This window comes from Streptomyces sp. NBC_00459, from assembly GCF_036013955.1.
In the GTDB taxonomy this organism is placed as follows: domain Bacteria; phylum Actinomycetota; class Actinomycetes; order Streptomycetales; family Streptomycetaceae; genus Streptomyces.
Genome location: NZ_CP107903.1, coordinates 215,189 through 237,081 on the forward strand (window position 1 = coordinate 215,189; position 21,893 = coordinate 237,081).

General features: G+C 72.3%; 4 protein-coding genes. All 4 read right to left on the reverse strand.

The genetic code is table 11. From position 1 onward, the window contains the following. Window positions 1–21: 21 nt before the first annotated feature. A complete protein-coding gene (locus OHN74_RS00745) occupies window positions 22–18,159 on the reverse strand; it encodes an SDR family NAD(P)-dependent oxidoreductase (RefSeq protein ID WP_327692523.1) in 18,138 nt (6,045 codons plus the stop codon). Window positions 18,160–18,225: 66 nt separating this feature from the next. Next, a complete protein-coding gene (locus OHN74_RS00750; RefSeq protein WP_327692524.1) occupies window positions 18,226–19,368 on the reverse strand; it encodes a 2-oxo acid dehydrogenase subunit E2 in 1,143 nt (380 codons plus the stop codon). Continuing rightward, a complete protein-coding gene (locus OHN74_RS00755) occupies window positions 19,361–20,377 on the reverse strand; it encodes an alpha-ketoacid dehydrogenase subunit beta (RefSeq protein WP_327692525.1) in 1,017 nt (338 codons plus the stop codon). Before OHN74_RS00755 ends, OHN74_RS00750 begins: the two co-directional genes overlap by 8 nt. Then, window positions 20,356–21,366: a thiamine pyrophosphate-dependent dehydrogenase E1 component subunit alpha gene (locus OHN74_RS00760; protein WP_327692526.1), complete on the reverse strand. Its 1,011-nt coding sequence runs from the start codon at window positions 21,364–21,366 to the stop codon at window positions 20,356–20,358. The genes OHN74_RS00755 and OHN74_RS00760 overlap by 22 nt, the downstream gene beginning before the upstream one ends. Between the last annotated feature and the right edge of the window lie 527 nt (window positions 21,367–21,893).

Sequence of the window (21,893 nt, forward strand, 5' to 3'; positions counted from 1 at the left end):
CCGTTCCGGCCTTCCGCATGGTCATTCCGCCGTCACCCGGCCGTTCGCGGCCCCATGACCGAGCAGCCGCAGCAGGGCGTCGACCTCCGCGTCGGGCAGAGCCGAGACCATTCGGTCCAGCTCGTTCCCGGCCAGGGCGGGCGCCACCGCGCCGGAGCGCGGTTCGGGCCCCGGTCCGACCGGCCGGACCGCGGGTGCCCTATCCGGCGAGCGCGCTTCCCGCGGTCCGCCCACCGCCGCCCCGGTCGGCCCCGTGTCGGGCGTCGTCCCGGGCAGGACGCGGGCCAGGGCGTCCGGCCGCTCGGCGAGCAGCCAGCGGGCGAGCCGGCCCATGGTGATCTGCTCGAACAGCAGGGTCGCCGGGACCCGGCCCACGTGCTGCTCGATGGCCTTGTTCAGCTGGAGCACCACGAGGGAGTCGACACCGTAGTTCTCGAAGGTGGCGTCCGGGTCGAGCTGCTCCGGGGACATCTCCAGCACCTCGCCGAACACCCGGCGTACGAACTCCTCGGCCGCGGCGTACCGGTCCGCGGCATCCTCACCGTCCCCGGCTCGCACGCTCTCCCCCACCATGGACCGAGCCACCGGGTCGGCTGTGCCGGGCGCCGCGGAAACGGCGGGCACGGCCGCGGCGTCGACCAGCACCCCGTCGCTCTCGGCGACGATCAGGCTCTGGCTGACCTCTCCCTCCTGCGGCAGCCCGTGGGTGACGACCCCGCGGAAGCCGCAGTCGTGCAGGACGTCCCGCCACGACCGTTCGCCGAGCATCGGCGTGCCGGGGATCCGGTGCTCCGGGTCCTCGTACGCCCACCACCCGTCGGTCAGGCCGAAGACGAGGGTCAGCACGTGGTCGGCCCGGACGCCCTCGTTGACCAGCAGCAGGCCGTCCGGCCGGAGCAGCCGCTTGACCCGGTTCAGGGTGTCGTGGATCCGCCGGGTGGCGTGGAGGACGTTCGTGCCGAGCACGATGTCGTAGCTCTGCGAGGGGAACCCCTGTTCATCGAGGTCACCCTCGATGTCCAGGACCCGGAAGTCGGTGAACGGGTGGGTGTCACCGAACGTCTGCCGTCCGTGCCGAACAAAGCCGGCCGATATATCCGTGTACGTGTACTGCACCTGTCCGGCGAGGGACGCAAGCGCCGCCAGTACCTCACGGGTGGTGCTTCCCGTGCCCGCGCCGACCTCCAGCACCCGGATCCGCGCCGTCGGGTCGGCGGCCAGCCGCCGCTCGGCGTACCGTCGTACCGTCGCGGCCAGATGCGCGTTGAGCCGGTCGGTGACGGGGTTGCCCTGGTAGACCTTGGTCACCGCGTCCAGGGACCCACCGGGGAAGAGCACCTCGGTCGCGGCGGTCGTTCCGGCCAGCACCCCGCCCAGCTCGCGCGTGCAGCGCAGCAGCAGACCGGCCACGGCCGCCGTCCACGGCTGTCCGGCGGGCAGTTCGGCGCACGCGGCCTCCGGGTCGGCGAGAACCCGCCGGGCCTCCTCCCCCTCCACCGGGGGCAGCGCGAGCACCTCGTCGCCGTCGCGCCGCACCAGGCCGCCGAGTTCGAGCACGTGCAGCAGGACTTCGTACAGGCGGTGGTGCCGGGAGACCACGCCGAGTCCGCGGCGCATCTCCGGCACGGAGCGGCGTTCGCCGGCACGGCACAGCAGGCCCGCCCGCTGGAACGTACCCAGCAGCAGAAGCTGCCCGAGGCGCTCCAGGGCGTCGGACGCGACGGTCTGTCGCCCGATCCTTTCCGACTCCTCGGCGCCGGTCCGCAGGGGCTGTGCGCCGACGTCGGCGACAGCGGCCGACGGGTCGGCGCGGTGTGGTCTGACCAGGACGGACGGGTCGACGCCGAGCGCCTCCAGGATCGGCCCGGAGGCACGGGTGGCCAGGATCTGCGGCAGACCGGACGCCAGGAAGCGCGCCACGGTCTCCATGCCCTCCTGGGCACCGATCGGCCGGATTCCGGCGGCGACGAGCCGGCGCAGCACCGCCTCGCGGTCCTCGTCGCCGCCCGCGTGCCAGTAGCCCCAGTTGAGGGTGCGGACGGGGAAGCTGGCCGTGCGGGCCAGATGACGGGCCAGGGAGTCGGCGAACGCGCAGCCTGCCGCGTACCCGGCCTGGCCGGCGTTGCCTGCGACGGCGGTGCCGGAGGAGTACAGGAGGAGGAAGTCCAGCGGCTCGTCCCATACCGCGCGGGCCAGGTTCCACGTGGTGTCGACCTTGGCGGTGAGGACCGTGCGCAGGGTCTCCTCGTCGAGTTCGCGGACGGGTGCGGCATCCAGCAGCATCGCCGAGTGGATGACGCCGTGCAGTGTTCCGAACCGCTGCTTGGCGCGGGAAACGGCGTCTTCGAGGGCCGCCGGGTCGGCCGCGTCGCAGGCCAGGTACAGCACCTCCGCGCCGGCCCGTTCGATCTCGGCGAGCCGTGCCCTGCGGCGCTCGTCGGGTTCGGTGCGGCCCACCAGGACCAGCTTGGCCCGGTGGGCGCGCGCCAGGTGCAGGGCGGTGTCGTGGCCGACCGCGCCGAGACCTCCGAGCAGGAGGTACACCCCGTTGTCCCGGAAGCGGACGTGGCCGCTCTCGTCCGCCGGGGGGAGTTCGACTGGCTCCAGGCGCAGCGTGCGGCGCACTCCGCCGCGCAACGACACCGCCCGTGCCCGGACCGGGAACGGTTCGGCCACCAGCCGGGTGACCGTGTCGCCGCTCTCCTCGCCCCTGACGTCCACGAGGACGGTCCTGAGCGCGGGGAACTCCTTGTCCAGGACCGAGCAGTAGCCCCACAGTCCGGCGGACCAGGGCCGGGACCCCTCGTCGTCGCAGAACGGGAAGGCGTCCGTGGTGACCACCTTCAGCCGCACCGCTCCGGACCCGGCGTCTCCGGCGCCTCGGCCCAGCAGGCGGCGTGCCAGCCGGTGCAGGGCGACGACCTCGTCCTGGGCCGTGCGGGCCTCGGTGCCCGCGGAGGCGTCCTGGGCGCCGCCGAGGAAGTACACGAGACCGGGCGGGGTTCCCTGGGCCAGGGCGTCTTCGGCGCTCCTTTCGAATGTGCTGTCCATCGCGAGCCAGAGGTGGCGGACTTCGTCGCCGCGGCCGAGGTGCTCGTGCCCGAGGGCCAGGGCGAGAGTGCGGGCCGACTCCGGTGCCGCGACCAGAACGGTCTCCCGGCCCGTTGCGCTGTCCGCACCGGGGGCCGGGGCGGGTACCCAGCGGGGCCGGTAGCCGAACTGCTCGTATCCGCCGTGCTCCTGACCGGACGGCTCGCGCGCGGGCCGGCAGGCCAGGTCGTCGAACCGCACGCACACCCGGCCCGCGTCGTCGAGCAGCTCGATGTCGTACCGGTGCCCGCCGCGCGCCCGCACATGCGACCAGCCCGTGGCCGGGACCGGTCGCAGCAGTTCGATCCGCTCGGCGGCGAAGGGCAGGAGCGCACCCGCACCGGGGTCGAGCAGGGCGGCGAGGGTGTGCAGCGCGGCGTCCGCCATGCCCGGGTGCAGGGTGTGCCGGTCGGTTCCCTCGTGCTGCCCGGCGGGCAGCACGAGGCGGGCCAGCGCCTCCCCGTCGCCCGTCCACACCTGTTCCACGGCCCGGAAGTACGGCCCGTACCGAAGCCCCTGACCGGCCAGCCGCTCGTACAGTTCGCCGCCCGTACGGACGGTGAGGCAGCGGGACCGGACCTCCTCGACGGACACGGCGTCGGCGCCGGACCACGGTTCGGCGTCCGCCAGAAGCCCCTGGGAGTACAGGACGGCCATGTCGTCCTCACCGCCGCGGATCTCGTAGCGGACGGCGCCGCCCGGTCCGCCGGTGTCCGGCACGGTACGTACGACCAGTTCGGCGAACCCGGCGTCCGCGTCGACGGGTTTCGTCCAGCGCACATCCCGCAGGACACGCGGTCGGCCCGCAGGGGCGGGCAGCGCGGTGAGCACCAGGTCCAGGTGGGCGACCCCGGGCAGGATGCTGCGGCCCAGCACCAGATGGTCGCGCAACACCGGTTCGGTGGCAGCCAGCCGCCTCGGGGTATGGGCCGGCGACGGCCCTGCGGGGGCGGTGCCCGCCGGGCGCCGTACGATCCAGTGCCGTTCCTGGGCGAAGGGATACGTCGGCAGCGACACTCTGCGGGCCGGGCGGGGCCGGATCTGCTGGAGCACCTCCGCGTCCAGCGCCAGGCCGGAGGCCCAGAGCCGGCCGAGCCGGTCGAAGTCCCCCGCCGCCGCCAGCGCGAGCGCCAGGTCCCGGCCCTCCCGCACTGCGGTGAGCAGATCGCCCACTGCCTCGTTCGCCCGTGCGCTGGAACGGATCACGCGGTCCCCGGCCTCGCCTCGGACGAACGCCTCCAGCAGCTCCGCCGCCTCGTCGATTCCGTGGACCACCGCCGCCAGGCGCTCCGTCATGGCCTCCCGGCCGGCGTGGAGCGTGTGCGCGACGTCTGCGAGGGCGGGCGGGCGGCCAGCGGCGCTCTCGCGGCGCAGGAACCTGGCCAACTGCTCCGCCTGGGCGCGCAACCGGTCGTCGGTGCGCGCGGATAGCGTCAGCAACTCCGGTCCCGGCGCGCCCGGTGCGGAGGGAGTGTGCCCCTCCGGCGCGCCGAGGTACTCCTCGATGATGACGTGCGCGTTGGTGCCGCCCGCGCCGAAGGAGCTGACGGCGGCTCGGCGTGGCGCGGGCCCGGCGGGACCGGACGGGGGCCGCCAGTCGGCGAGTTCGCGCTGGACCCGGAAGGGGGACCGCTCGAAGTCGATGACCGGGTTGAGCCGGTCCGCGTGCAGCGACGGGGCCAGTTGCCCGTGCCGCAGTTGCAGGACTGCCTTGGTGACGCCGGCGATGCCCGCGGCGCCCTCCAGGTGGCCGATCGCCGACTTCGCCGAACCGAGGGCGCAGAAGCCCAGGTCGTCGGTGTAACGGCGGAAGGCGCGTTCCAGGGCGGTGTGCTCGATGGGGTCGCCCAGTTCGGTGCCGGTGCCGTGGGCCTCGACGTAGCCGATGGTCCGCGGGTCGATGCCCGCCCGGGCCAGGGTCTCCTCGACCAGAGCCTGCTGGGCACGGGGGTTGGGCACGGTCGGGCCGCTGGTGTGGCCGCCCTGGTTGACAGCGCTCGCCCTGATCACCGCGTGGATGCGGTCGCCGTCCGCCTCGGCCTGCGACAGCCGCTTCAGCAGGACCGCGCCCACGCCCTCGCCTGGCACGTAGCCGGTTCCGCCGGCGCCGAACGAGCGGCAACGGCCGTCCTTGGCAAGCATGTTCAGCCGGCTGAGGTGGACGTATCTGGCCGGGTGCGCGGCGATGTTGACGCCGCCCGCGATGGCGTATCCGCACTCGCCGCGACGAATGCTCTCGCAGGCGAGGTGGAGCGCGACCAGGGACGAGGAGCAGGCGGTGTCCACCACCATGCTGGGGCCCCGGAAGTCCCCGAAGTACGAGACGTGGTTGGCGATGGAGGAACGGTTGGTCAGGACGGTGACGGGGTTGCCGCGGAAGGACTCCTCCGCGGCGAGGACCGCGTAGTCGCCCCACATCACGCCGGCGAACACGCCGACGTCGCGGCCCTCGGCCGAGAAGCGCGGCCGGGGAAGGGCGTCGAGGGGGTATCCGGCGTCCTCCAGCGCGGCCCAAGCGGTCTCCAGGAACAGTCGCTCCTGCGGGTCCATGGTCTTGGCCTGCATCGGGGAGATCCGGAAGAACAGCGAGTCGAAGGCGTCGACGTCGTCGAGGAAACCGCCCCACCGGCTGTAGCTGCGGCCCGCCGCGGAGGGGTCCGGGTCGAACACCTCCCCGGCGTCCCAGCGGTCGGCGGGCACCTCGGTGACGCAGTCCCGTCCGGCCCGCAGGTTCTCCCAGAACTCGTCCAGGTCGCGGGCCTTGGGGTATCGCCCGCTGATCCCGATGATCGCGATGTCGTCCTCGGCGCCGGCGCCGACGACCGCCGTCGGGGTGACGGGGACCGTGACCGTCGGCGGCCGGTACGGGGTGTGCGCCGCCGGTTCGCTCCCGACCGGCGCCGGGTCCGCCGCGGGCACCGGCCCGGCCTGCGCCGGCGCCTTCTCCTGGCCGAACAGCCGCACCACGGCGTCGGAGTGCTCCAGGAGCAGGTAGTCCGCCACCTCCGCCACCGTGCGGTACTCGAAGAACAGGGTTCCGGGCAGGCCGGGGAAGTCCCGGCCGAGGAGGGAGTTGGCCTCCATCACCAGCACGGAGTCCATCCCGTACGAATCCAGCGTGCTGCGACTGTCCAGCCTGGCCGGCGGGAGCTTCAGCACCTCGGCCAGCCGCTGTCTGACATGCTCCAGGAGTCGTGGGCGCAGTTGGGCGGCCGGCTCTTGCCCGGAGACCGGCGCGGGCGCCACGACCGGCCGCGCCGCCGGACCGGAGGCCGCCGCGACCCCCAGCACGCGATCGATCACGGCCCGGTCACCGACGGCCGGTATCAGGACTGGCGACGTGTGGACCCAGGCGCGTCGGAACATCCGCAGTCCGTCGTCCGCGGTCACCGGCCGCATGCCGGTAGTGGTCCGGTAGCGGGTCAACTCGGCGTCCCCGAGTGCGGAATCCACACCGCCGACCGTCCACAACGGCCAGTCGAGCGACAGGGTGCGTCCGTGGCGGCGGCCTTCGGCGACCCACTGGTCGCGTCGCTCCGCGTAGCCGTCCAGGAAGCGGTTGGCCGCGGCGTAGCTGCCCGCGCCGAAGTCGCCGAGGGCGGCGGAGACGGACGAGAAGAGCACGAAGAGGTCGAGCGGCTCGTCGCGGGTCAGCACGTCGAGGTTGACGGTCCCGCGGGTCTTGGCGGCCAGCACCCGTGCGAACCGCTCACGGTCCGCCTGCGGCAACGGCGTCGGGTCGAACACACCGGCGGCGTGGAACACTCCGTCGAGCCGCCCGAAGCGGTCCCTGAGCCGGGCCAGGGCCCGCCGTACGTCGTCGGGTACCGCGACATCGCCCTGGACCGCCAGTACGTCGGCGCCCAGTGCCGTCAGCCGGTCCACCTCGGCCCGGGCCGCCTCGCCCAGCGGTGACCGGGCGAAGAGCACCAGCCGGGCGCGGTACCGCTCGGCCAGGTACCGCGCGAACACCAGCCCGATTCCGCTGAGGCCACCGGTGATCAGGTACACGCCTCTGTCCCGCAACGGAACGTCGGCCGACGATGAGGGCGGCATGGCAGCACGCACGACGCGGACCAGGCGCCGCCCGGACTCGTCGTAGCGGATCTCCGCGGTGCGCGGGGCGGACCCTGGCGGGACGGCGAACTCGTCCAGCAGTGTGCGGGCGAGCCGCTCGGCGTCCGGGGCGGGGCCGTCGTAACGGACGGAACGCAGCCATGACCCCGGCCGTAGGGCCTCGACGACACGGGACAGGCCGGACGTGGCCTCCCGTGCGGGTACCGCCCGGCCCGCCGGTGCGGTGTGTCCGTACAGCAGCCGGAGCCTGCCGTGACCGGGCCGCGCGGCCTGCGCCAGGTACAGCATCGGGAGGAGTCCGGTGTCCAGCGCCGCGTCCAGCAGGGCGAGTTCCCCGGCCGGTTCACCGTCGTCGGGTCGCGGGGCGCCGTCGGGCGTCAGGTCCCACAGATGGAGGACGTCCAGCGCGGACCGGGCGTCGCCGTCGGTGACCTCGGCCAGCAGCCGCCGGTAGTGACCGGTGTCCAGCGGGTCGACGGTGTACTCGTCCCGGCCTTCGGCGTGGAACCGGTCGCCGGCCACGACCCGCACCACGCGGGACCACCGGCCGGATCGGGCCAGCAGCCGTGCCGCCTGCGGTGCGGCAGCCAGGACGAGCAGCGTCCCCGGGCCTGGGTCGGCCGGCCCGGCGGGCTCGGGGGCGCTCTGCGGCTCCCAGCCGTACTCGTAGAACAGTGCTTCGGCGACGGTCTCTCCCGTCGTGGGCTGTTCGGGCTCGGCCGGGGCGCTCAGCACACGCCCGGCGAAGTCCCGCAGCCGGACGAGTTCGGTGCCCTGTTCGTCGACGACGAGCACGTCGAAGCGCTGGACGGCCGCCTGGCGTGGGCCGGAGCCGCTGGAAGGCACCGCGTGGGCGAAGCAGACCGGCGGCAGTGGCCGCAGAATCTCGATCGTCCCGAGGGAGAACGGCACCACCAGGTCGTCGGCGCCGGGCGTGGTGTGGCGGTTCATCCAGTGGACGGACCTCAGCAGGCCGTCCAGCAGGGCGGGGTGCAGGGTGAAGCCGTTCGTGGCCGTGGCCGCCGGCCGTTCGGGCAGCCGTACTTCCACCAGGACCTCGTCCGCGCCGATCCGCACCTCCTGGATCACCTGGAAGGACGGGCCGTAGTGGAAGCCGGCCTGCCGGTAGTCGCGGTAGACCTCGGTGCCGACGCGTGCCGTGGCGCAGCGGCTCCGCACCGCCGCGAGGTCGAGCGGAGGCCCGGCCGGCTGCTCCGGGCCGGTGGTGGCGTTGCCGCGTACATGGGTGACGCGGTCCTGCCCGGCCTCGCTGAACACCTCGAACGCGACGGTGCCGGCAGGGTCCACGCCCTGCGCACCGTCCGCGCGCAGGGCGACGAACACGTCGAGGGTGTCGCCCGTCACCTCGACCGGGCGTCCCCACATCACGTCGCGCAGTGCGGTCGGCGCGCTGCCCGCTGCCCGCTCGACCGCGGCCCTGACCATTTCCAGCAGGGCGGTGCCGGCCAGCAGCCTGTGCCCGGCCACCTGGTGGTCCTCCAGCAGCGCGTCGTCGCGGCGCAGTGTGGTGCGGAACCGGGTCTCCGAAAGGGTCGAATCGTTGGCGTCGAGCAGCGGGTGGAGAGCCGCGGCGCCCACGCCGGCCGGCGTCTCGTCGAGGCCGCCCAGCCAGTAGCGTTCCCGGGCGAAGGGGTAGCCGGGCAGCGGGACGCGGCGCGGCGGGCGGCCGGCGGCGTTCGGGGCGGGGGTGGGGAACGCCACCTCGTCGACCGGATCCGCTCCGGCCAGCCACCGGTGTGCCGCGGCCTGCGGGCCGACGCCCACGGTGTCCGGTGAGGGGTCCGGCACGGGGCCGGTTCCGGCGCGGCCGTGCCACAGCCCGGCCGGGGCGTCGGCGCCCTCGGAGAACGCGAGCAGTGCCTCGGCCACAGCCTCCCCGTCGTCGCCGACCACGGCCAGCCGCTCGGCCATGGGCTCACGCCCGTACCGGAGGGTGTGGGCGACATCGGCGAGGTCCACGCGCTCGGTGCGCAGGAACCGGCCGAGCCGTCCGGCGTACTCGCGCAGCCGTTCCTCGTCCCGTGCGGACAGGACGTACAGCAGCGGTTCGGGAGTGCGCTGCCCGGCGGCAGGGAGGGCCGGGGCGGGCTCGGGGCGTGGTTCCTCGGCGAGCACCAGGTGGGCGTTGGAACCGCCGGCGCCGAACGAACTCAGGGCGGCTCGCCGCGCGCCGCCGTACGGCCGCGGCCAGTCGGCGAGTTCCCGCTGCACGCGGAACGGGGAAGCGGCGAAGTCGATGTTCGGGTTGAGCTCTTCGGAGTGCAGGGACGGGACGAGACGGCCGTGCCGGAACTGCAGCAGCACCTTGGTCAGGCCGGCCACTCCCGCCGCCGCCTCCAGATGGCCGATGTTCGACTTCAGCGACCCGACGGGGCAGTACTGCCGTTCCCCTTCGGCGTCCGCCGGGTCGCCGACCTGGCCGAACGCCTTGCGCAGCCCGGTGATCTCGATCGGGTCCCCGAGCGAGGTACCGGTGCCGTGGGCCTCGACGTAGCCGATGTCGCGGGGCGCGGTGCGGGCCCGCTGCAGGGCCCGCTCGATCACTTTCTGCTGGGCGTTGGGGTTGGGCACGGTGTAGCCGTTGGTCCGGCCGCCGTGATTGACGGCGTCGCCGAGGATGACGCCGTGGATGTGGTCGCCGTCGGCCAGGGCCCGCCGCACCGGCTTGAGCAGGACCGCGCCGACGCCCTCTCCGGGTACGTATCCGGTGCCGCCGGCGCCGAAGGACCGGCACCGGCCGTCGGCTGACACGAAGCGCCCCTGGCTGAGGTAGACATACTTGTGCGGGTGGAGCGAGAGGTTTACCCCTCCGGCGATGGCCAGTTCGCTCTCGCCGTCGCTCAGGCTCCGGCAGGCCAGGTGGATGGCGGTGAGAGAGGAGGAGCACATCGTGTCGACCGCGAGACTCGGTCCGGCCAGGTTCAGCACGTACGACACCCGGTTGGCGATGGACGCCTGGAGGGAGCCGGGGACAGGTCCTTCGCCGCGCAGGACCCGGTCGGCGCCGTAGAGCTGGTATTCGGCGTACATGGCGCCGACGAAGACCCCGACCGGCCGGCCGGCGAGTTCCGCGGGACGGTACCCGGCGTCCTCCACGGCGTGCCACGCGGTCTGGAGGAACAGCCGCTCCTGGGGATCCATCAGCTCCGCCTCGCGCGGCGATATCCCGAAGAACAGAGGATCGAACCGGTCGACGTCGTCGAGGAATCCACCCCACTTGGCGTAGGCCCGGCCGGGGACCGGCGGCCCGTCCTGGAAGAACCGGTCGTGGTCCCAGCGCTCCCGGGGTATCTCGGTGACGCAGTCCCGGCCCTCCACCAGGTTCTGCCAGAACTCCGCCAGGTCGGCGGCCCCCGGGTAGCGACCGCTCAGCCCGATCACCGCGATCGCGTCGTCCGGGAGGTCGAGGTCGTCCTGTCGGTGGTGGGCGTCCCGGTCGACGGCGGCAGTTCGGGCAGATGATGCGGCGGGTGCCACCGTCGGCACCGGCACGGCCTCCGGTGCCGGCCGCGCCGCTCCGCTGAGCTCGCGAAGCCGTTCCGCGTGGTGGTCGGCGAAGTAGTCGGCGAGGTCGGCGAGGGTCGTGTACTCGAAGAAGAGGGTCTTGGACGATTCACCGAACCGCTCCTCCACCGCGCTGTTGAGCTTGACGATCAGGAGGGAGTCGATTCCGTAACGCTCCAGCGGAGCCTGCGGGTCGATGGTGGCGGCGTCCAGTCTGGTCTCCGCCGCGAGGATCTCCCGCAGGAGCCCCTCGGCCACCGACCGCAGGTCCGGGCCGGGCTCGGCGCCCGTCCGCACCCGATGGCCCGGGTCCGGCTCGTCCGGCCGCGCCGTGGGCAGTGCGGAAGGCGGTGCGGAAGGCGTCAAAGCGGCCTGTACGGTCTCGGGATCGCCGAGTGCGACCAGGACCGGCCCGCCCGGCAGTCCGAGAGCGGTCTCGAACGCCGCGAGGCCGGCCTGGGCGGGCAGCGCGGCGGAGCCCTGGCGCCGCTCGAGGAGGGCCTCCGATGCCTCGTCGGCCGTCATCCCGCCGTCCCGCCACAGCGGCCAGGCGATCGACACGGAGGTGCCACTGCGCCGGCCGGCTGCCACCAACCGCTGGCGGTGAGCCATGGCGCCGTCCATGAAGGCGTTGGCGAAGGCGTAGTCGGCCTGGCCCGCGTTGCCCAACGGCGCCACGACCGACGAGAAGGTCGCGAAGAAGTCCAGGGAGTGATGTGCCGTCAGCCGGTCTAGGTGGACCGTGCCGTGCACCTTGGGAGCGAGGACCGCCGCCAGATCCTCCGGGGTCTTGGTGAGCAGGAAGGAGTCGCGCAGGACGCCCGCGGAGTGGATCACGCCGTGCAGCGTCTCGTGCTCGGCCTCCACCGCCGCCAGGACGGCGCGGACGTCGTCCTCCCTGGAGACGTCCCCCCGCAGGTAGCGGACCGTCCCGCCGCCCGTGGCCGGCGTCTCGGTCCGTGCCCGGATGCGCTCGTCCGGAGCGGAGCGGCCGACCAGGAAAACCTGAGCCCGGTACCGGGCGACCAGATGGTCGGCGAGCAGCAGTCCGAGACCGCCCGCCCCGCCGGTGATCAGGTAGACGCCGCCGGCCCGCAGCCCCACGCCAGCGCCGACCCCGGGACGGGGGAAACCCGCCGTGTCGATCACCTGGTAGCGGCGGGCCAGCCGGAGGGCGTCCCGCTCGTACCGGACCTCGGTCTCCCGGTCGGTGGCCGCGCCGAACTCCTTCAGCAGCAGAGGCAGCCGCTCGGTGAAGCCGCCCGCGGCCACGCCCACGACCCGGTAGGCCAGCGCCGGGTTCTCCAGCCGTGCGGTCCGTGCGAACGCGGCGACCGCCTCGTGGACGGGCAGTCCCTCGTCCGGGCCGAGCGGGCGGGCGTCGAGCGGGTGGACGAACAGCAGCTGTGTCCGCTCCACCGGCCGCCGCGCCAGCAGCGCCCGGGTGAGGTCGAACAGCGATCCCACGCCCATGTCGAGCAGGTCGGCGCCGAACTCGTCGGACGGCTGTGCGGTCAGGGTCCAGGCGTGCAGGATCCGGCGGGGTGAGATCCGGTCGGCGTCCAGTGCCGCCAACAGTTCGGCGAAGGCTCCCGGCCGCCCTGGAGCAACCTCGTAGGTGCGGTCGTCGGTACGACGGAAACCGGACCCCGGCGTCACCAGGACCACGGGAGTGTCGTGCTCACCGGCGTCCCGCAGCGCCCGTCGCAGTGCCTGGCGCGATCCCTCGCCGTCCGCGAGCAGCAGGAACGGGCCGCTGCCCGTGCCCGCCGCCGCGCCGACGGCGGCCACGGGCGACCAGTGGCCGCGCAGGAAGACCGGGGCCTGCCCCGTCCTGCCGCTGGGTTCGACACCGGACGGCACTCGGCGCAACACGAGGTCGGACAGCCGGACGGCGACAGCGCCGTCCTGGCCCACCAGAACCAGGTCGAGTCGCACCAACTGGTCACCGCCGCCCCGGGGCGCACCGGCGGATCGCGTCACATGCACCGTGCACGGGCCGTCCAGCGACTTGTGCAGGCGGAGTTCACCGAGCCGCATGGGCAGATAGGTGGCTCCGCGGTCCTCGCCCGACACGGCCAGCAGGCACACCGCTGTCTGCAGGGCGCCGTCCAGCAGCGCCGGGTGCAGCACCGAGGTGTCCGGTCCGCCGAAGTCCGGTGCGGCCGGCCCGGCCGCACTCTGCGGCACATCCAGCACGGCCACCGCCTCCTGGCCGCCGCGGTGCCTGAACTCCCGCAGGGCGCGCAGGCTGGTGCCGTGCGCCACGCCGCGCTCGCCGAGCAGGTCGTAGCAGGTGAAGGGCTCGACGCGGGTCGTGCAGCGGCGCCGTACGGTGTCGAGGTCCACCCGCTCGGGCACGGGTGCCGGTGCGGCGGCACTGTCCGCCACCTCGACTTCGCCGCGCGAGTAGACCTGCTCGCCGCCGCCGTCGGACTCCGTTCCGTCCGCGGTCACGGTGAACCGCAGGATTCTGCCGCCCCGGGGCTCGCAGCGGACCCGCAGGGTACGGGCGCCGGACCGGAAGGAGAGCATCTGTTCGAAACCGGTGTCCCGGATCGCCTCGACGGCACTTCCAGCGGACACCAGTTCCGCCGCGGCCCGCGCCAGTTCCAGGTGCACGGCCGCGGGCAGCACGGCCGCGCCCCCGATGAGATGGTCCGCCAGGTACGGTTCCCCACCGGTGAGGGTGACCGTCGGGCAGCTCCGCCGCGCGTCCGCGGGGTCCGCGAGCCCGCGCAGCGGCGGCTCCGCGGGGGCAGGCACCGGCGCGGCGGACTCCAGCCAGTGCCGTCGCCCTTCGAACGGGTACGTCGGCAGCGGCACCCGGCTGCGCCGCTGGCCCCGGTGGAAGCGGGCCCAGTCGACGTCCGCGCCGGCCAGCCAGGCCTCCCGCACCGCGTGCAGCGGTGACTCCGCCCGGGCCGTCAGGACCACCTGCCCCTCCCGGGAGGCTTCGGCCATGGGCAGGACGCGCAGCCGCGGTTCCCGTCCCGGCGGCAGCACGCCCGCCCCGGCGAGCGCGTCGGCCGCCTCGTCCAGCCGGAGTGCACCGGCCAGACAGGCCGCGACCAGTTCCCCGTCGCCTTCGGCGAACAGCGTCTCGGGGTGCAGTCCCCAGTCCTGCCAGAGTCCGGCCAGGGCGTATCCGAACGCGAACGCCCTGCCGCGCGCGCCCTCGCGCAGGACACCGGCCGCGAGGCACTCCTCGTACCGTTCCGCGAAGACGGGTTCGGCGGCGGCCAGTACGGCTGCCGACCGGCCGTCGGCGTCCGCGCCGGAGCCGGGAAAGGCGAAGGCCACGGAAGGCGGGACGTAGCCGGCTGTCGCGGCGGCGCCCCCCGGACCGGCCGGGTCCTCCAGGAGCCGTACGGCCTCTTCGGTGTCCGTGCACAGCAGTGCCCGGCGGTATCGGTGGGCTGCCCGCCCGACCGCGAGGGTGTGGGCGACATCCGCCAGCGGCACGTCGGGGTGGCGCCGCAGATGCGCGGCGAGCCGCGCGCCGATCCGGTCGAGCGCGGACGGGGTTGCCGCCGACAACACCAGCAACTGGTCCGCGCGGGACGGGCCGGAGGGTTCCTGCGGGGGCGCCTCCTCCAGGACGGCGTGGGCGTTGGTGCCGCCGACACCGAAGGAACTGACTCCGGCACGGCGTGGATGTCCTTGCGCCGTCCATGGGGTGAGCTCGGCGGCGACGCGGAACGGGGTGTTCTCGAAGTCGATGGCCGGGTTGGGGCGGCGGTAGTTGATGCTCGGCGCAATGGTTCGGTGCTGCATCATCAGCACCACTTTGATCACACCGGCCACACCTGCCGCCGCGTCCAGGTGACCGATGTTCGGCTTGACCGAACCGATGGCGCAGTAGCCCTTCTCCGTGGTGGTGCGCCGGAACGCCTGGTCCAGTGCCGCCACTTCGACGGGGTCGCCCAGCCGGGTCCCCGTGGCGTGCGCCTCCAGGTAGGTGATCGTCCCGGCATCGACCCCGGCGGCCTGCTGGGCCATGGCGATGACCGCGGCCTGCCCGTCACGGGCCGGCGCCGCGTAACTGACCTTGTCGGCGCCGTCGTTGTTGGTCGCGGTCCCCAGGATCACCGCGTGGATCGTGTCGCCGTCGGCGATGGCGTCGGACAGCCGTTTCAGGGCCACAACGCCCACTCCGCTGCCGAACACGGTGCCGCTGGCGTCGGCGTCGAAGGCGCGGACGCGCCCGTCGGCCGAGAGGATCGAGCCCTCCTCGTAGAGGTGACCCTTGGTCTGGGGAACGCGTACCGACACCCCGCCCGCCAGCGCGAGGTCGCAGTCGCCGACCCGCAGTGCCTGCCGGGCCACATGGATGGCCACCAGTGATGTCGAGCAGGCGGTCTGGACGGTGTACCCGGGACCCTTGAGGTTCAGTTTGTAGGCGACGCGGGTGGCCAGGTAGTCCTTGTCGTTGGCAAACATCACCCTGAAGTACTCGGACGGCGCCGTCCGGTCGGTGCCGGGCAGCACGTTCTCCTGCAGATACGTGTTGTTCGCGGCGCCGCCGAAGACACCGATCGCCCCGGGGTGGCGTGCGGGGTCGCATCCGGCGTGTTCCAGGGCCGCGTGGCAGGTCTGGAGGAACAACCGCTGCTGGGGGTCGGTGACCTCTGCCTCGGCCGGCGTCAGTCCGAAGAAGGCGGCGTCGAACAGTTCCGCGTCCGGCAGCGCGCCGAACGCCTTCACATAGCGCGGGTCGTGGACGAGTCCCTCCGGGACCCCCGCGGCGAGCAGTTCCTCGTCGGTGAAGCGCGCTATCGCCTCCCGGCCGCCGCTCAGCAGGTCCCAGTACTCCTCCAGGTCCGCCGCTCCGGGAAGCCGGGCCGCCATCCCCACGATGGCGACGGCCCCGTCGTTCGCCTCGGCCGGGAGGGCCGCCGGGGCGCCGGTCCCGGGCCGGGTCGCCGCCTCACCGCCGGTCGCACCGCACAGCTCACCGACGAGGAAGCGGGACAGGCTCCGTGCGGTCGGGTGGTCGAACACCAGCGTGCGGGCCAGCCGCAGCCCGGTGTCCTGGGCGAGTCGGCCGCGCAGTTCCACCGCCAGCAGCGAGGTGAAGCCGAGGGTGACCAGGGAGGCGCCGGCCCAGTCGGGCGCCAGGTCGTCGAGGGAGTCCACGCCGAGCAGCGCCGCCGCATGGGCGGCGATCAGGCTCAGGGACTCACGCTCAGCCACGGTCCTGGGCAGCTCGGCCAGGCGGTCGAACGGTCCTTCGTTCTCCGTCCGTTCCCCGGCGGACGCCGGGTCGTCGGCACCGGCCGGCACAAGCGGCTCGACGGGCATGACGGGTGCGGCACCGCCGTCCAGTACGGCGGTCCAGTCCACCGGCACGCCCCTCACGTGGAGTTCGGCGAGCGAGGCCAGCAGGGCTGCTTGTCCGTCCTGGGCACGCCGCAGAGTGCCGACGACGACACCGTCCGCCTCGACTCCGGCGGCCTCCAGGACACTCGACACGCCCATGGCCAGGGCCGGATGGGGGCTCAGCTCGACGAAGGTGCGGTAGCCCTCCTCCACCAGGGCCCGTACGGTCCCCGCGAATTCCACCGTCTCGCGCACGTTGGCGAACCAGTAGGCGTTGTCCAGCTCGGTGCCGAGCAACGGCTCACCGCTGATCGAGGACCGCATGGGCAGTTCGGCCGGGCGGGGCGTGATCGCGGCCAGGTCCCGCATCATCCGGTCCCGAACGGCGTCGAGGTGTGTGGAGTGCACCGCCAGGTCCACCCGGATCAATCGCGCCCGGACGCCGTCCGCCGTGAGCTCCTCGACCAGGTCGACCACGTCCTGGCGGTCGCCGGACACCAGGACCCAGTCCACTCCGTTGACCGCGCCCAGCCCGATCCGGCCGTCGTAGCCGGCGAGCCGCTCGCGCACGGCATGCGGCGGGAGTTCGACGGACGCCATGGCACCGGCACCGGCCAGGGTCGCCTGGGCCTTGCTCGAATGGGCGGACAGTGCCGCAGCGTCCTGCAGGGACAGGGCGCCGCTGACATGGGCGGCGGCCATCTCGCCTATGCAGTGCCCGAGTACGGCCGCCGGTCGCAGCCCCCAGGAACGCAGCAGTGCGTGCAGCGACACCATGACCGTGAACAGCGCGGGCTGCACCACGTCCACCCGGTCCGGCGAAGCCGCTCCCGGTCGGCCGCACAGTACGTCCGTGAGCGACCAGTCGATGTGCGGCGCGAACGCCTCGGCACAGCGGTCGGCCTCGGCGCGGAACACCGGCGAGGACTCCATCAGGTCGGCGGCCATGCCCTGCCACTGGGATCCATGACCGGGGAAGACGAAGACCGGCCGGCTGTCGGTCACGGACACCACGCCGCGGGTCACTCCTGGGGATGGCCGGCCGGCCGAGAGCGCGGTCAGGCCGCGCAGGAGATCGTCGCGGTCGGTCCCGACCACGACGGCGCGGTGGTCTCCGGCAGGGTCCGTGGCCGCGTCGGCGGCCAGGGACCTGGCGATCTCCAGGGGCGACTGCTCCGGCCGGGCCTCGACGGCCGCCCTGACCTCGACCGCCCGTCTGCGCAGCGCGGCCTTCGACTTCGCCGCCAGCACCCAGGGCATCGCCTCCGCCCGGTCGGCGCTTGCCTCCGGCGCCGCGGCTCCTGACTCGGCTCCCGGCTCGGGGCGCGGGTCGGCAGGGTGGTCGGGCAGCCGGATCCGGCGCCGGCCCTGGCCCTCGTACACGTTGTCCCACTCGATCTCCGCACCGCCGAGCCAGGCACGGCGCAAGGTCTCCAGAGGGCTGTCGGAGCCGACCGTCAGCACGAGGTCCTCGGGCTCGGTTCCGGATCCGAGCGGAAGTACCTCGAAGGACGGCCTGCGACGCGCACGCCGACCGGACTTCGTGACCGTTTCCGGCTCCCCCAGCGACGCCACCGCGTCCGCCAGGCTGAGCGCACCGCCGACACACGCGGCGACCGTCTCCCCCACCCCATCGGCCCGCAGCGCACGTGGCCGGAGACCCCAGTGCAGCCAGAGCCGGACGAGCGCGTACTGGTAGGCGAAGACGGCGCCGGCGGTGCCCTTCTTGAGGGCTCCGGCGCGTCGGCACGCCCGGTGGAAGCCGGCGAACCGGGGATCGGTGCTGATGGCCTCGGCGGCCAGGCGGGCGACGTCCGGCACATCGGCCGGCAGCTCCAATACCAACGCACTCGTACCGGGGCCGCCGTCGCCTGCGGACGGTGAGGCCTCCAGCAGCCGGGCCGCCTCCTGCGGATCGTGACAGATCACGGCCCGCCGGTGGCTGCGCCCCCGGCGCCCCACGGCAAGCGTGTAGGCCGCGTCGGGAAGGTCTGCGACCTGGAGCCGGCGCAGGCGCCCGGCGAGTTCGGCAGCCGCCGCGTCCCGTGCCTGAGCGGTGTCACCCGACACCACGACCAGGGTCGGTGCCCCGGGCGATCCCACGGTCGACGGACTGCCGTCGAGCTTCGAATCCAGCGTGGACATCTTTCCTCTTCCTGGCTTGCCCGTCAGGTCCCGAAGGCGGCACGAACGCGTCCCGCGGCGGAACGGTCAGCGAACGTCCCGGGGGCTGACGGTCAGCTCATGCGCGTGTTCGAGTCGCTCTCGCAGAGTGCGCAGGAATCGCACGGCGTCCCGCCCGTTGACGATCCGGTGGTCATAGGCGACCCCGATCGCGGCCACCCGCCGCAACCGGACCTCGCCACGGTCGTCGACCGCCAGCTCGTCCCGGGTGTCGCCGAGGGAGACCGCGCAGGTGTTGCCGGGGAACACGATCGGGGTGGCCATGACCACACCGGCGTCGTTGTTGAGCGCGAGCAGCGCCGTGCCGCCCGCGAGGTCCGATCCCCGGAAGCCGTCCCGGACCGCCTTGACACGGAAATCCATCATCACGTCGGCGATCTCCACCACCGACAGTTGCTCGGCCTCGCGGACGACCGGCGTGAACAGTCCCTTTCCCACATCGACGGTGACCGCGATGTGGGACGCGTCGGCCGGCCTCACCCAGCCGGTCTCACCCGGCGCGGCGAAGAACAGCGGGAACTCCACGCGTAGCCGGGCCATGGCAGCGATGACGAACTCGGTGGCGCCTGCCATGGTGCCTAGACGGGCCGCGCTCTCCTCGACCTGCCCCATGTCCACATGGACGACCGTGAACGCGGCAGGGATCGTCCGCTGCGACTCACTGACGACGTTCCACACAGCCCGCTGATTCGGGCTCAACCGGTGCCCCTCGGGATTCGCCGCCGCTCCCGATCCGCCCTTCAGCTGGGCGAGCCGCTCGACATCGGCCCGTTTGACGACCTTCTGGTCCAGCAGACGCAACTCGGCTTCGTCGATGCCGAGTTCGTCCATCAGCTCACGCGCCGGGGCCGTCACGACCGGGGAGGGTGCCGGGGCGCTCACGGCGCGCTCCGCGTCGGCGTCCGGGGACGGCACAGGTGCAGGCGGGCCGTCGGCCGCGCTCCCCACCAGTCGGCCGATCACTTCGCCGCACTCGCACTCGGTCCCGTCGGGCACGATGCGCTGGAGGACACCGGAGGCGGGCGCGACCAGGTCCTCGGTGGCCTTCGAGGTCTCCAGTACGGCGACGGACGCGTCCGCCGGCACCTGGGCACCGTCGTCGAACAGCCACTCCACGAGGAGGTAGGAACTGTCATTGTTGTTCAGCTTGGGAACCGCGATATCAACCAACGAACATCTCCCGTACCGCGTGATGGATGGTCTCGCTCTGCACCAGTACGCCGCGTTCCAGATGGGTGGCGGTCGGGATGATGCTGGCCGCCGAGTGCACCAGCCGGACCGGCGCCGCCAGCTTCCCCCACAGCCTGCTGTGCACGGCCTGCGCGATCTCGGCGCCCCAGGTCCCACCGGCCGTGCTCTCCTCCACCACGCAGACCCGGCCGGCCGCCGCCAACATGGGCAGCAGAGGGTCGAGGTCGAGGGGGTACAGCCGGGAGGGGACGACGAGCTGGCAGGTGATCTCGTGGTCCAGCAGCAAGCCGCGCATCGCCGTGAGCGTCCGGTCGACGAGGCCTCCCGGCGCGATCAGCACCACATCGGCGTCGTCCGGCCGACCGGCGTACACGCGGGCGAACTCCTGCGCAGGATCGGCGAAGTCGAAGTTGAATATGTCATCGACGACACCGTCACGACGCATTCGACGGGTGTACAACACCTTGTCCTCGAACAGGACACAGGGTTCCGCCCCTCGGAACATGCGCTCCAGAACGACTCCGCTTTCATGGAACGGAGACAGTTCGTAAAGATTCAGTCCAGGAATCCCCACGAAATGCTTCTGCGGGCTCTGACTGTGAGTGGGGCCATAGCCGCGGCTTCCTCCGGTGGGACACCGGACGACGAGCTTCAGTGGGATCCGACGACCGTACATGGAAACCGATTTGCTCGCGAAATTCAGGATCTGATCGAAAGCGAGCGCGATGAAGTCTCCGAACATGATCTCCACGATTGCCGTGTTACCCGCGAGCGACAGGCCGGCGGCCACGCCCACGATGCCACCTTCACTCAGCGGAGTGGCGAGCACGCGGTCACCATATCGTTCGGACAGACCCCTGGTGACTTTGAATGCGCCTCCATAGGGGTCCACGATGTCCTCACCGAGGAGGTAGACACTCTCGTCCCGCTCGAACAGGCCGTGCAGGGCTCGGTTGAGATTCTCGACTACACGTTCGGCAACAGGCATCTGTCATCCCACGTGGACAGGGGGCGGGCGGCAACTTCTTTCACGACCTGCTCGACGAATTCACGCTGACGTATGTCGCACAGCCCAAGCCGGTCGGGAATCTCGGCCGCGTACCGGCGATACCAGTCTCGCTCGGCGGCCAGATCCACCTCTTCGGCGGGCCGGGTGTCGTCGCCTTTGCTGTGCGGCCCCAGACGCTGGGTCAGGAACTCGACCACGAGGGGTTCAGCGGTGTCGCGCACCCGGGTTACGGCCGGGCCCAGTTCGGCCCTGATCTCGTCGAGGTCCTGGGTCCGGACGAGTTGATGGCGGACACCGAAGGCGGCGGCACGGCCGGCGATGCTGCCCGCCAACTGCACACCGGTCGGGGTCGACTGGGCGATGCCGTTGTTCTCGACCAGGACCAGTAGCGGCACCTGCCACAACGAGGCCATGTTCAGGGCCTCGTAGACCGATCCCTCGCCCCAGGTGCCGTCACCGAGGAAGACTGCTGCCAGGTTGTTCGAGCCCTCGCGCTTGAGGTGCAGCGCCGTACCGACAGCGACCGGCATGCTCTCGCCCTGCACTCCGGTGGAGAGGTAGCGGCCTCGCAGGATGTGCTGACTTCCGCCGACACCCTGACAGACCGCACCCTCACGGCCCATGATCTCCGCCAGCAGTCCGTGCGGATCGTTGAACCGGGCCAGGTAGTGGCCGTGGCCGCGATGATTGCTGAACACGTAGTCGGCTTCGGCCAGCAGCGTCCGCAGCGCGACCGGTATGTATTCCTGCCCCAGGCAGGTGTGGGTGGTGCCGTTGAGCTGACCGGCTTCGAAGAGTTCCAGCAACTTGCGCTCGAAGTGACGTATCAGCAGCAGGAGTTCAAGGTCCGCATCATCCACGCCCATGACGGTTCCTCCTCTCAGACATTCGGACGGCGCCACGGGGCCGCGCGGCCGGATGAACAGGTGCGAATGCCAAAGCACCGGATGCAGCAATACACCCAGCACTGCCGATCCAGAAAATTCTGAACGAACAGAACATGAACAGAACAGACCGAAGAGAAGAGACCGGAGATCGGCTGGGGAATACGGGGGGCCACGGACTCCCATCAGCAAGCTCGTACGACGACAGCAGAGACGGTGCCGCACCATCGAATCGGAGCCAATTGACGGTAAGTCACATTCACAAGCGGCTCACTTGTATTTACATTCGGTCAGACCGGAGCTGCGCTCAACGGTAAGACATCAGGCAAAACAACCGACCGGACTCGCGACCGGGTTGCACCAGGGATCAAGTGTGGGGATTTCAAATGGTTCACGCGAGGAGTGTGACAGCTGGTACGCGGCCAGACAAGAGTAAGATCCGCAACCTCATCACAAAACGGACAGGCTTTCCACTCAATGGAAAGAGGGGGTCTGTTTTCCACATGTCGGTGCGTCAAGTAAGCGCCCTACCAACCCATCGGGGCATCAGTTCACTCCGTACCAGGCAGTCCGCGAGGACGATCCGGGACACATTCCCATAGGCGCGTTCC